Below are 12,386 nucleotides of genomic sequence, written 5' to 3'. Positions count from 1 at the left end.
GTCAGCGCCCTGCGTCGGCCGGGGTGGCGGCGGTGGCGGCCGGGGTCGGCTCGTCTGCGGAGGCCGGACGGAGGTCGCTGACCCGACCCGCGCCTCCTGAGCCTCGGACGAGCCCGCGCTGCGGACCGGTGCCGGTGCGCGTGCCGAGCGGCTGCGCGGAGGGCGACGTCGCATGCGGCTCGTCGTAGGCGATCGAGACGATGCGAGCCCGATAGCGGGCGATCATCTCGATGACCTCGGACATCGGCTCGGTCACGATGTACTTCGCCCCGTCGACCATGATCAGCGTCGTGTCGGGCGTCTCGTGGATGCGCTCGATGAGGTCTGGATTGACAGCGAATCTGCTGTCGTTGAGTCGCGTGACGACGATCATCGGCCCGTCCTAGGTCTGTGTTCTCCGCCTCCATCCGTGGGGGCGGGGTGGCCTCCCGTCCTGGGTGGCTAGAGGGGACTATCGGCAGGGGGCGGGCGGGCGTTAGGTGCATGGCGCCGGGTGGCGGCGTCGAGTGGTCGGTTCTTGTCCTTCCGCACACCACGAAGGACAAGAACCGACCAGTCGATCCTGAGCGGCGGGGAGATGGGCGGCTCGGCGTGACGCGTCGACGGCTGAGGCGACACGAGCGTGTAACACCGGGCTGGCAGGATGCTGCGGTGACCGATACCCCCGCGAACGACGGCACGCGCGACGCCACCCCTGTCGCCCGGCCCTCCTCCCCCACGACCGCCTCCCCCGCGACGGGCCCGACCGGACCAGCAGGCCCGACCAGCCCGACCGGCTCGACGTACTCGACGCCCGACTCGACCGGGCTGGACGCCGCACTGTCGCCCGACACGGCGACGCCGCTGGTCGACGACCCGGCCCTGACCGAGAACATCGCGACCGTCGACGCCAACCGCCACACCCTCGTCGAGAACGTCATGGGCGTCGTGACCGGGGTGTTCCTGGCCTCGTTCGGCCTCTACCTGCTCAAGGAGAGCGGATCGGTCTCGGGCGGCACGGCGGGCATCGCCCTGCTGCTGAGCTACGCCACGCACATCTCGTTCGGCGTGCTGTTCTTCGCGGTCAACATCCCGTTCTTCGCCCTCGCCCTGTGGAAGAAGGGCCTCGGCTTCACCCTCCGCACGACGCTGACCGTCGCCCTCGTCTCGGCGTTCTCGTACCTGCACCCGCTCGCGATCGACATCGACGGCCTCAACCCCGTCTACGGCACCCTCGGCGGCAACCTCATCGTCGGCGTCGGCCTGCTCATCCTGTTCCGCCACGGGGCGAGCCTCGGCGGCATCAACATCCTCGCCCTCGTGCTGCAGGAGAAGCTCGGCTGGCGCGCCGGCTACGTCCAGATGGCCGTCGACGTCGTCATCGTCGCGCTCTCACTCACCGTCGCGTCGCCCTGGGTCGTGCTGCTCTCGGCCGCCGGCGCCGTCGTGCTGAACCTCGTGCTCGCGCTGAACCACAAGCAGGGGCGGTACCTGGGCCGCACCTGACGGACGGCGGGCGCGGCCGGACCGGACCGGCCCCGCCCGGACCGGCCCGCGACCGGGCTCAGACGAGCCCCAGCGACCTCAGCACAGCGGTCAGCCACGTGACGACGACATCGCGCTGCAGCGCCGCGACGATGGCGATCACCAGCTGCAGCAGCGCCATCACGTTGGCCAGGGCGATCCGCCGCAGCGCCGTCGACGGCGGCACGAGCGCGATCGCTGCCAGGGTCACGAGCACGAACGTGTTGCCGGCCGAGTTCATCGGCACGGTGCCGATGACGAACCCGATCAGGACCGACGCCAGCAGCAGCGTCGCGATGACCCCGCCGGCCAGACGGCGGACGACCGCGGTCATCAGCCACGCGCTCGCCACCGGCGCGAGCAGCAGCAGCCCGAAGGGCGTCGTGAAGAGCGACGAGAAGATCGACCAGCGCGAGCCGTCGTAGTCGAGGGCGCTGCGGAACGCCCCGAGGGGATCGCCGCCGAAGCTCCACTGCACGAACACGAGGGCGGCGAGCGCCGACAGCGTGGGGAACACCAGCACCAGCGCATGCGCCCGATGCACGCCCACCTGATGCCGACCGTGCGTCAGGAACGGCACGGTCAGCACGGCGGCCGTCGCATAGAGCAGCCCGTTGGGGTCGGTGAGCGTCGCGAGCATGAGCAGGATCCCGGCCCGGAAGCCCGACTGCGTGTTGCGGAACGTCACGAAACGCACCACGTCGGTCATCGCGAGACCGAAGAACGCGATCCCGAGGAACGCGGGCAGGTTCTCCGTCGCCAGGAAGAAGAACAGCGGGTTCGCGACGAGGGCCAGCGTCAGGGCCGTGACGGTCGACGCGTGGAAGCCCCGCTGCACCATCAGCTCGATCATGGCGTGCACGACGACGCCCGCGCAGAGGGCGCCCACGAGCGACAGGCCGAACGCGCCTCCGGGGACGACCGCGGCGAGCGCGCCGCTGATCGGCGGGAACGTGTCGCCGAGCCAGGCCGCCCCCGACCCCGTCCAGTCGACGGTCGCGGCGCGCACGTCGAGCAGGGTGTTCGCCGAGATCGCCGCCGGCACCCCGCCGACCTCGAGCAGGATCGCCACGACCACGAACGGGACGGCGAGCAGCAGCCGCAGGGCGGTCCGCCCGGCCAGCGTGCCGGGGAACGACTCGTGCGTCATGCCCGCCAGCACCGAGGCGTACCGGCGCTCCTCGACGAGGGCCCGCAGCGCCCGGGCGCGCGCGGTGCCCCGCGGTCGCCGCGACGGGGCCTCAGGAGGCTCGGGAGGCGCGGGTCGACGCATCCTCGTCGGTCGCCGGAGGAGCGGGATGGTCAGATCGACGCCGACCGAGGAGGCGCGGGTCGGGAGCACCGGGGCGACCGCCTCGTCGACGCGGGCGGGGACCGGAGCCGGCACCGCGCCTCCTGCCGGGATCGTCGCGACCTCCGCGGTCTCAGGACGTGTGAGCGGTGAGGCCATGCTCGGTCTTCTCCCAGTAGTGCGGACGGGTCAGCAGTTGAGCGAGCGCCTTGTAGGCGGCGACGGAGTGGAGGATCCAGTAGACGGGGTTGAGGAGCGCCCAGTGGATGAGGTGGAACGTGCCGCGCTTGTACGGCCCCATCATCGAGAGGTAGACCATGATCCCGTTGCCGATCACGAAGTTGAACAGGCAGATCCAGAGCACCCACGCCGGGAACAGCGCCGAGAGCCAGGCGGAGGGCAGCAGCAGGGCGACGATCGTGCCGAGGTACGACGGCAGCACGCCGAGGAACGTCGCCGGAGTCCCCCCGATCAGCAGGGCGAACGAGGCGAAGCGGACCACCCCGATCTGCCGGATCAGCTGCAGCGGTCGGCGCGCGTGCACCAGCGTCGTCTGCATGTAGCCCTTGATCCAGCGGCTGCGCTGGCGGACGAAGTTCGGGATCGAGGTGTTGGCCTCCTCCATCGTCGTCGAGTTGATGACGCCGACCCGGTAGCCGAGGGCGCTCGCGCGGATGCCGAGATCGGCGTCCTCGGTGACGTTGTAGGGATCCCAGCCGCCGAGCCCGATGAGCGCCTCGGTGCGGAAGTGGTTCGACGTGCCGCCGAGCGGGATGGGCAGATCGGCGTGGTCGAGCCCGGCGAGCATGTAGTCGAACCAGTAGCTGTACTCGAGGGTGAACATGCGGGTCAGCGCGTTCTCGGTCGCGTTGAAGTAGTTCAGGGCCGCCTGGACGCAGACGGTGCGCTCGCCGCCACGCTCGAAGGCGATGACGGCCTTCTTGAGCTGATCGGGGTCGGGGGTGTCCTCGGCGTCGTAGATCACCAGGAAGTCGCCCGACGCCAGGTAGAGACCGACGTTGCAGGCCCGCGGCTTCGTCTGCGGGTGGCCCTTCGGCACCGTGACGACGTGGAAGTGCGCCGGAGGGTCGGCGGCGGCGATGGCGTCTCGCGTCGCGTCGTCCTCCTCCTCGATGAGGATGAGGACCTCGAGCTTCTCGAGCGGGTAGTCGAGCCCGCCCAGGTTGTCGATCAGCTGCGCGACGATGTTCGCCTCGCGGAACACGGGTACGAGGACCGTGTACCGGGGCAGGTCGGCGTCGTCGATCGCCGCGACCTCGGCGTCGCTGATCCGCTCGACGACGTCGAACCGGGCGCCCCGCATGGCGACGACGAACTTGAACCCGGTGCCCAGCAGGAACACGACGCTGACGACGGCGATCAGGGTGCTGGCGAGAGCGGCCGGCCACAGGACGCCGGTCACGAGCCCGACCAGCGCGAGGACGACGCCGCCCGCCTTCTGCCCGCGCGAGAACACCACCCGCGCCGAGAGCGCCGGGTTGGCCCGGTACAGGTCGTTCGCCGCGCTGTCGGCGACGATCTCGTCGAAGACGCGGAGGGTGGCGTTCTTGATGCCCCAGGTCGACGCCACCCGGAACTCCACCGGGGCGCCGAGCTCGCGCTCGAGGTCGGCCTGCCAGTCGGGGCTGGGGCGTCTCGCCGAGGCGACGACGACGGTGCCGTCGCGGCGGCGGTGCACGGGCATCCAGTCCTCGGCGATGTAGCGCTGTCCCGACCCCGACCGGACGAGCTCGACGTCGAACCGGGCGGTCTCGGTGTCGACGATGTCGAGGCCCCACGAGCGGGCGACGAGACGCTGCAGGTCGCGGGCGTCGACCACGCCGAGCTGGACCAGCATCTCGTCGAGACCGCTGCCCGTGCGGGCGGCCGCGAGCAGCGCCTCCTCGATCTGCGGCTCGGTGGCGACGCCGGAGGCCAGGAGGAGGTCGGTGTAGTCGGCGTCGCCGGTCGTCAGACGGGTCGGGTCGAGGGTCATGGGGTTCACGGTGTCCCCGCAAAGGAGGACCGGGCACCCCCCTAACGAGTCGGATCGACTCGTTGTCACCCTGATTGGGGCCGACCGTGAACCCCGAAGGGGACGGCTTGTCCCCCGGACGAACCTCACATCCGTCCGACGAACGAGTCGTCCCCTCCGCGAACCCGCTGGCCGTCAGCGCTTCAGGTTCGTGAGCTCCTGCAGCACCTCGTCGGAGGTGGTGATGATGCGGGCGTTCGCCTGGAAGCCGCGCTGGGCGACGATCAGGTTGGTGAACTCCTGCGACAGGTCGACGTTGCTCATCTCGAGCGTGCCGCTCGTCAGCGAGCCGACGCCGGGCGAGCCGGGGACGCCGACCTGCGGGTCGCCCGAGTTGGCGGTCGCGCGGTAGCCCGACGAGCCGGCCTTCTCGAGACCGCCCGCGTTGGCGAAGGTGGCGAGCGCGATGCGGCCGACGGCCAGCGACTCGCCGTTGCTGAACTGGCCGACGAGGGTGCCGTCCTTCGAGAGCGAGAAGCCCTGCAGGGTGCCGGCCTCGCGGCCGTTCTGACCGGTGACGGCGACGGTGTTGAGCGTCGCGAAGCCGGTGATGCCACCGAGGTCGACCGTGACCCCGCCGACGGTCAGGGCGGCGTTGGCGTTGGGCTGCCGGCCGTCGGCGCCGAAGGTGAGCGCCGTCGCGGGCGCGCCGGCCCCCTCGCCGCTGCGGACGGTCCAGCCCTGCGCCGTGCGGGTGAAGGTCAGCTCGAGCGTGCGCTCGTTGCCGGTGGCGTCGTAGACCTTGGTGTCGCGGACGACCGTGCCCCCGACCGCGGTGTCCGAGGGCAGGTTTCCGCTCAGCGTGGCCTCGGTGGTCTGCCGGGCGGGGGCGGCGCCGTCGAGGGGCAGCGTGATGTCGCCCATGGCGCCGCCGTCGTTGACGACCCCGTTCGTGGCCGAGTACCCCTGGACGATCTTGCCGTCGGCCGAGGTGAGTCGCCCCTGGGCGTCGAAGTCGAACGCTCCGGCGCGGGTGAACACGGTGTCGTTGCCGAGGCGGGTCACGAAGAAGCCATCGCCCGAGATCATGAGGTCGGTGGCCTTGCCCGTCGCCTGAGCGGAGCCCTGCGCGAAGTTGGTCGAGATGCCCGCGACCTGCACGCCGAGACCGACCTGCGCCGGGTTCGTGCCGCCGAGACCGGTCTGCGGGCCGCCGGCGCCCTGGGTCATCTGCGACAGGGTGTCCTGGAACTGCGTCGTCGACCCCTTGAAACCGGCGGTGTTGACGTTGGCGATGTTGTTGCCCGTGACGTCGAGCATGGTCTGGTGCGAGCGGAGGCCGGAGATGCCGGAGTAGAGCGAGCGGAGCATGAGTGCTGCCTTTCGGAGGAAGAAGGAGGGGGACGAGAGCGTGAGGGGGATCAGGAGGAGGTCGACGCGGAGATGCCGGAGATGAGATCCAACGCGACCTCCTTCCCGGCGACGGTGACCGTGGGGACGGCGTCGGCGAACGAGACGCTGGTGGCCGTGCCGGTGACGGGCTTGCCGTCGGCACCGAGGTAGCTGACCTCGCGACCGACCATGCTCGACGCGGCGATCCGCATCTGCAGCGAGAAGCCCTCGGTCGCCGTGGTGGTCTGGTTGGTGATCTGCTCCATCATCGCCAGCTGGGTCGTCTGACCGATCATGGCGTTGGTGTCCATCGGCGACGACGGATCCTGGTTCTTGAGCTGCGAGACGAGCAGCTGCATGAACATCTCGCTGTCCATGTTCTGCTTCGGGGTGCGGATCGAGGAGTTCGCGAGCGCCGAGGCCACGCTCGCGGGGTCGACGCTTCCGCTGATCTGGTCGATGGAGGGCATGTCGGGGTCCGTTCAGGCCAGGACGTCGAGCGACGTCGTCGTGAGGGAGGCGCGGGTCGGGTCGGTCGCGAGCTGCGGACCGTCGGCACCGGGGTCGAGGGGGGCGCGGGATGAGCCGGGCGCGCCGGACGGGTCGTCGCCGCGATCGGCGCCGGTGCCGGTGCCGGTGCCGTTCTGGAGGGCGCTCTGGGCGGCGCTCTGACCGCGGGGGTCGGAGGGCTGGTTCTGGCTCGACAGGTCGATGCCGACCTGGAGACCCGCGCCTCCCATGTCCCGACGGAGGTCGGGGATGATCGCCCGGACGGCGTCACGCGCGGCGTCGGAGCCGGCGAACATCTCGACCTGCATGCCGGTCGCCGAGACGTGGGCGCGCACGGTCACGGGACCGAGCGCCTCGGGGGCGACCGTCACCGTCACCGTGTGGGTCCCGTGACCGGCCGACGCGAGCGAGAACAGGGGCCGGACGAGCTGCTGGCCGAGTGGAGCCGGCGCGGGGGCCGGGGACTGGCTGGTCGAGGCGGCCGGAGGCGCGGTGAGGGCGGACGGGCCGGTCGGCACCGCCGAGGGAGCGGGGAGGGCGCCGGGTGCCCCGGCGGCGGTCGGGGCTGCGGATCGATCGCCTGAGGTGCTCACGGCATCGTCGCCCGCAGCCGAGGAGGCGCGGGTCGACTGTGCAGCCGCGCCGACCGTGATCGGCGTCTCGGTCGCAGAGGGCGCCGTGAGCGTCGGGGACGCCCCGCCCGGGTGCGCCGACGGGGCGGGGGGCGGGGTCGGGGTCAGCGGGGTCGGGGTCGCGGTGGCGGAGGCTTCGGCAGTGGCTCCGCGGGCTGGGGGTGCGCTCGGAACAGCTGTTACGCCTGCATGCGCAGCACCCGGGACGGTGGCGGTGGAGGGGGCGGGAGCGACGGCGGCGGCGGGGGCAGGGACGGCGGGGGCGGCGGCAGGGACGGCGGGGGCGGCGGCGGGGGCCGAGGGCGCGGAGGCGTCGGCAGCGGCTCCGCGAGCGGAGTGTGCGCTCGGAGGAGCTGTTACGCCTGCATGCGCAGCAGCCGGGGTGGTGGCGGGAGCGACGGTGGCCGGGGTGGTGGCGGGAGCGACGGTAGCCGGGGTGATGGTGGCGGGAGGAGCGGGTGCGGGGGCGCTCTCGGCGGCTGCTGCGCCTGCATGCGGAGCGACGGGTGACCCGGCCGGTGCGCTGCCGGAAGGCGTCGCGACTGCATGCGGAGCAAGCGGAGTCAGGGAGGATCCCGGAATCGGGCCGGCCTGACCGACTCCGGCGTCGGGCACGCGCGCCGACGCCGACGCCGCGGCTGTTGCGGACGTCGACTCTGTCGCGGGCGTTATCACTATCGCGGGCGCCGCGGCTGTCGCAGACGCCACCGCTGTCGCGGACGCCGCTGCAGTCGCCACCGCCGCTGTCGCAGACGCGGGCCCCGGCTCGGACGCAGACGCAGACGCGAGCACTGACGCCAGCGCGGACGCGGACGCGGACACCGACGCCGACGCCGACACCGACGCCGACGCCGACGCCGACGCCGACGCCGACGCCGACGCGAGCATCGTCGCCGACGCGGACCCGGACTCCGACGGGAACGGCGCCGTCGTCGTCGTCACTGACGTCGACGCCTCTCCGGTGATGAGGTCGGTGCCCGGGACGGATCCGGGGGTGAGCGTCGCCGACTCGGATCCCCGGGTCGGGTCGTTCGACGAGGGAGCCTCGGCGGAGGCCGACCCGACGCGGACGGACGGCGACGGGGCCGCCGTCACCTGCGCGGGGACGGATGATCCGGGCCCGCTCGATCCGATCCCGATCGTGCCTGACACGGCCGGACCGGACGCAGCCGGGCTGGACGAGCCGGCACCGGCCGGGACCGCGCCGAGGAGGGCGAGGGCCCCGGAACCGTCGACGAGCGGCCCCGACGAACCGGCGAGCGACGAACCGCTCGGATCACCGAGCGAACCGGCCGTCCGGCGGTCGGGGACGACCGCATCCCTCGCGTCGACGTCGGACTCGGCGGAGTCGCGCGCACCGGAACGGCTCGCAGCAGAACCGGACGCAGCAGACCCCGACGCAGCATGACCGAGCCCAGCAGAACCGGACGCAGCAGGACCGGGCGTGGCAGGGGCGGCCGACAGCATCGCCGCGCCGAAGGCCCCGTCGGCCCTCGCGCCTCCGGCCGAGGCACCCGACGCCCGTCCACGACCGGACGCCGCAGCATCGATCGACGGCGCCGCGAACGGCAGCGTGCGGAGGCCCGTCACGAGACCGCCCCCGCCCGCATCAGCTGCTGCAACGCCGCGGTCGTCATGTCGGTGCCCGCGAAGGCCGCCGACCCGACGCTCGCGACACCGGCGCTCGCCGCCGCGGTCGCCGGGACCACCCGGCGGATGGTCGACAGGTCGGCGTCGCTGTACCAGTTGTTCACGATCTGGACGTCCTTGCCGGGACGGGGCGCGTGCAGGACCTTGCCGTCCCCGACGTAGATCACGATGTGCCCCTCGCCCTTGGGCACGATGAGGTCCCCGGGGCGCGCGTCGGCGAGTGAGGCGACCTCGGCGCCCATCCGGGCCTGGTCGGGCACGACGCGCGGCATCGCCACCCCGAGATCCTTGAACACCGTCTGCACGAGACCGGAGCAGTCCATGCCGGTGCGGTCCTCTCCCCCGAACACGTACGGCACGCCGAGGTACTTCTCTGCCCCCGCCACCACGTCCGACCCGACGGCTCCGCTGCCGGACGCGATCGCACCCTTCACCGCATCGACCGATGTCGACGGGACCCCCGAGGCTGCACCGGCGAGACCGGCGCCGGAGGCGGCACCCGCGCCCGCGGCACCCGCCGTGCCCGCAGCACCCGCGGCACCCGGCAGCCCGAGCGCCGCAGCCGCCGCGGCGGCGGACCCCGCCGAGCCGAGCGTGTTGCCGGTCGCCGACAGGGCCGATGCGAACGCCGACGCGGACCCGCCCGACGCGGCCGACCCCGAGGCGCCCGACGCCGCGGACGCCGCCGCGGCACGACCGGTGACACCGGCCCGGATCTGCTCCATCTGCGATCGGATGTCGTCGATCCTCGACAGGACCTCGCTCACGGGACTCATGACGCGCCTCCTCGGCTCTGCGATGCGATCTCGTCGAGCACGGTCTGCTCGGCCCGCAGGTCGTCGGCCGCGGTCGTGGCGGCGTGCTGCTCTTCGAGCTTCTCGAGCGACAGGGCCGCCCGGCGGGCCTCGCTGTACGCGCGCTGCGCCTCGTCGGCCTCGACCCGGCGGCGCTCGGCCACGGCGTCGAGCTCGGTCAGCATGCCGCGGGTCGACGCCCGCGCCGCCGCGATCGCACTGAGCATCGCCGCGTCGGACACCTCGACCGGGCCGTCGTCCAGCGTGCGCCGGGCCGCCATCCGCCGATCGGACGCCTCGCGCAGCCGCTCGTTCGCGTCGGCCAGCGTCGCCGCCGCCTGCCCCTGCTGAGCGTGACGGAGACGGAGGAGCCCGAGGAGCGAGAACGCGCGCGCCATCACACGCCCCCGAGCCGCTGGGTGAGACGGGCCAGGCGATCCCACGACTCGGCCGACGACGACTGCTCGTCCATGCCCTGCTGCAGGAACGCGTCGATGGCCGCCTGGTTGTCGACCGCCGCGTCGACCAGCGGGTTCGCCCCGCGCTGGTAGGCGCCGACGTCGAGGAGGTCCTGCGCGGCCCGGCGGGCGGCCATCACCCGGCGGAGCGTCGTCGCGGCGGTGCGCTGCGGCGGCGTCGTCACCTTCGAGGCCACGCGCGACACCGAGCCGAGCGCGTCGACCGACGGGAAGTGCCCGGTCACGGCCAGCTTGCGATCGAGCACGACGTGACCGTCGAGGATGCTCCGCGCCGCGTCGGCGATCGGCTCGTTGTGGTCGTCGCCGTCGACCAGGACCGTGTACATGCCCGTCACCGAGCCGACGCGGTCGGTCCCGGCGCGCTCGAGCAGCCCGGCCAGCACCGAGAACGTCGACGGCGGGTAGCCGCGGGTCGCCGGGGGCTCCCCCACCGACAGGCCGATCTCGCGCTGCGCCATGGCGACGCGGGTCAGCGAGTCCATCATCAGCATCACGTCGGCGCCCGCGTCGCGGAACGACTCCGCGATGCGCGTCGCGACGAACGCCGCCCGCAGACGCATCAGCGCCGGCTCGTCGCTTGTCGACACGACGACGATCGAGCGGGCGAGGCCCTCGGCGCCGAGGTCGTCCTCGAGGAACTCCCGCACCTCCCGGCCGCGCTCGCCGACGAGGGCGATCACGCTCACCTCGGCGTCGGAGCCGCGGGCGATCATCGACAGCAGCGACGACTTGCCGACGCCCGAGCCGGCGAACAGGCCGACGCGCTGGCCCTTGCCGACGGTCGTCAGGGTGTCGAGGACGCGGACGCCGAGCTGCAGCGGGGTGTCGATGCGGGCACGGTGCATCGCCGACGGGGTCTCGTGGTCGAGCGGCACCAGATCGGCCGGTCGACCGTCGACGCCGACCAGCGGGCCCCGGCCGTCGATCGGACGCCCCAGACCGTCGAGCACCCGCCCGAACAGCCCCGCACCCGTCGGGACGAGCAGCGGCCGCCCCGTCGAGCGGGCCGGCGTGCCCGAGGTGATCCCGGCCAACCGCCCGAGCGGCATGCAGCGGACGCCGTCGGGCGTCGTCGCGACGACCTCGGCGAGGTTCGACCCGTCGGTCGCCTCGCCCACGCTGACCACGTCGCCGACGGCGGCGTCGAGCCCGATCACGGTGATGCCGAGACCGACGGCGGCGCTGACCCGACCGACCCGCTGGGGGCGGGCGGCGGAGCGGGCGGCCGCGAGACGGAGCGCGACGGAGCTCTCGGCGGAGCTCTCGTCGGAGGCACCGACCGGGCGCGCGGCGACGGCCCGGGGTGCGAGCGTGCCGATCACGACGCCGCTCCCGTCGAGGCGGGGCCCAGCAGGGCGCGGCGGGCGCGGTCGAGCGCGGTGCCCAGACGCGCATCGATCAGCCCGGCCGGCAGATCGGCCTCGGCGTCGCCCCGCGCCAGCGACGCGTCGGGCGCGAACACCGCACGGGGAGCCGAGGAGGCGCGGGTCGACTCGTCGAGGAGCGCCAGGTCGAGCGGGTGCATCCGGATCGTCGTCACGACGCCTCCGGCCGCCCCGTCGAGGGCACGCGCGACGGCGGCCCGGGCGGTGCGTCCGACACGAGGGTCGGCGCCGGGCTCGGCGGGCGCGACGGCCGGGGCGTCGGTCCCGCGTGCAGCGCCGTCGGCGGCGGCGGGACCGGCGGGCGCGGCATCGGCGGCGCCGGCGGCAACGGTGGCGGGGGCCTCGGCGGCGGCGGGCGCGGCCGGGCTCGACTCGGGCTCGGAGGCGCGCAGTTCGTAGCCGACCACGGCCTCGGCGAGCTCGAAGGCGGAGGCGACCAGCGCCTCCTCGGCGTCGGCGACCGTCCGCACCACGCAGGCGTCGAGAGCGCGTGCTGCGGCGCCCAGCGCGTCCGCGGCGGCCAGCGCATGGGCCTGGAGCCGCTGCACGAGATCGGAGTGCTCGGCCTCGAGCACGGCCCGGCGGGCGGTCAGCTCGAGCTCGGCGGCGCGGAGCCCCGCGGCGTACCCGGCGGCATGACCTCGGGCCTCGGCACGGACGTCGTCGGCCTCGCGGGCGGCCGCGCGGTCGGAACCGGGGCCGACGAGCGACGGGTACACGACGCGCGCGACGGAACCCGGCGCGGTGGCCGGGGCGTTCATCACGGATTCGAGCA

General features: G+C 73.4%; 11 protein-coding genes. 1 reads left to right on the top strand and 10 read right to left on the bottom strand.

Annotation, left to right across the window (positions count from 1 at the left end):
* Position 1: 1 nt before the first annotated feature.
* Positions 2–373, bottom strand: coding sequence for a flagellar FlbD family protein (locus tag ASF17_RS15325; RefSeq protein WP_082475301.1), 372 nt, complete (start codon positions 371–373; stop codon positions 2–4).
* A gap of 278 nt (positions 374–651) precedes the next feature.
* On the opposite strand from ASF17_RS15325, the gene ASF17_RS11540 reads away from it, so the two are divergent.
* A complete protein-coding gene (locus ASF17_RS11540; RefSeq protein ID WP_235476582.1) occupies positions 652–1,485 on the top strand; it encodes a YitT family protein in 834 nt (277 codons plus the stop codon).
* A gap of 58 nt (positions 1,486–1,543) precedes the next feature.
* On the opposite strand, the gene ASF17_RS11535 is transcribed toward ASF17_RS11540, so the two are convergent.
* From ASF17_RS11535 to ASF17_RS11490, 9 genes are all read right to left on the bottom strand, one after another.
* The gene (locus ASF17_RS11535) at positions 1,544–2,953 is read right to left on the bottom strand and encodes a hypothetical protein (protein ID WP_156357409.1); all 1,410 of its coding nucleotides are present in this window, start codon (positions 2,951–2,953) and stop codon (positions 1,544–1,546) included.
* Entirely contained in the window at positions 2,928–4,790 is a 1,863-nt protein-coding gene (locus ASF17_RS11530; protein ID WP_082475300.1) for a glycosyltransferase, read from the bottom strand. Before ASF17_RS11530 ends, ASF17_RS11535 begins: the two co-directional genes overlap by 26 nt.
* Before the next feature lie 174 nt (positions 4,791–4,964).
* The gene (locus tag ASF17_RS11525; protein ID WP_055799802.1) at positions 4,965–6,140 is read right to left on the bottom strand and encodes a flagellar hook protein FlgE; all 1,176 of its coding nucleotides are present in this window, start codon (positions 6,138–6,140) and stop codon (positions 4,965–4,967) included.
* A gap of 50 nt (positions 6,141–6,190) precedes the next feature.
* On the bottom strand, positions 6,191–6,631 hold the full coding sequence (locus ASF17_RS11520; protein ID WP_055799798.1) for a flagellar hook assembly protein FlgD: 441 nt from the start codon (positions 6,629–6,631) through the stop codon (positions 6,191–6,193).
* A 12-nt stretch (positions 6,632–6,643) separates the two neighbouring features.
* Positions 6,644–7,264 carry a flagellar hook-length control protein FliK gene (locus ASF17_RS15615; RefSeq protein ID WP_055799794.1) on the bottom strand — a complete coding sequence of 207 codons (621 nt, stop codon included), beginning with the start codon at positions 7,262–7,264 and terminating at the stop codon, positions 6,644–6,646.
* Positions 7,265–8,889: 1,625 nt separating this feature from the next.
* Entirely contained in the window at positions 8,890–9,729 is an 840-nt protein-coding gene (locus ASF17_RS11505) for a C40 family peptidase (protein ID WP_055799786.1), read from the bottom strand.
* Positions 9,726–10,145 carry a flagellar FliJ family protein gene (locus tag ASF17_RS11500; RefSeq protein WP_055799784.1) on the bottom strand — a complete coding sequence of 140 codons (420 nt, stop codon included), beginning with the start codon at positions 10,143–10,145 and terminating at the stop codon, positions 9,726–9,728. Before ASF17_RS11500 ends, ASF17_RS11505 begins: the two co-directional genes overlap by 4 nt.
* The gene (locus ASF17_RS11495; protein ID WP_235476580.1) at positions 10,145–11,548 is read right to left on the bottom strand and encodes a FliI/YscN family ATPase; all 1,404 of its coding nucleotides are present in this window, start codon (positions 11,546–11,548) and stop codon (positions 10,145–10,147) included. Before ASF17_RS11495 ends, ASF17_RS11500 begins: the two co-directional genes overlap by 1 nt.
* Positions 11,545–12,375 (bottom strand): hypothetical protein, encoded by an 831-nt coding sequence (locus ASF17_RS11490; protein WP_156357408.1) that lies wholly within the window; start codon positions 12,373–12,375, stop codon positions 11,545–11,547. Before ASF17_RS11490 ends, ASF17_RS11495 begins: the two co-directional genes overlap by 4 nt.
* Positions 12,376–12,386: the final 11 nt, after the last annotated feature.

Origin of the sequence: Frigoribacterium sp. Leaf263 (assembly GCF_001422285.1) — a bacterium.
GTDB lineage: Bacteria > Actinomycetota > Actinomycetes > Actinomycetales > Microbacteriaceae > Frigoribacterium.
Note: the sequence above shows the minus strand (reverse complement) of the source record. Positions and strands in the feature narration are given on the sequence as shown.

Excerpts from the sequence above, each read along its gene's own strand:
- ASF17_RS11535 (WP_156357409.1), bottom strand. The coding sequence starts at position 2,953 with ATGGCCTCACCGCTCACACGTCCTGAGACCGCGGAGGTCGCGACGATC.
- ASF17_RS15325 (WP_082475301.1), bottom strand. The coding sequence starts at position 373 with ATGATCGTCGTCACGCGACTCAACGACAGCAGATTCGCTGTCAATCCA.
- ASF17_RS11520 (WP_055799798.1), bottom strand. The coding sequence starts at position 6,631 with ATGCCCTCCATCGACCAGATCAGCGGAAGCGTCGACCCCGCGAGCGTG.
- ASF17_RS11505 (WP_055799786.1), bottom strand. The coding sequence starts at position 9,729 with ATGAGTCCCGTGAGCGAGGTCCTGTCGAGGATCGACGACATCCGATCG.
- ASF17_RS11530 (WP_082475300.1), bottom strand. The coding sequence starts at position 4,790 with ATGACCCTCGACCCGACCCGTCTGACGACCGGCGACGCCGACTACACC.
- ASF17_RS11500 (WP_055799784.1), bottom strand. The coding sequence starts at position 10,145 with ATGGCGCGCGCGTTCTCGCTCCTCGGGCTCCTCCGTCTCCGTCACGCT.
- ASF17_RS11525 (WP_055799802.1), bottom strand. The coding sequence starts at position 6,140 with ATGCTCCGCTCGCTCTACTCCGGCATCTCCGGCCTCCGCTCGCACCAG.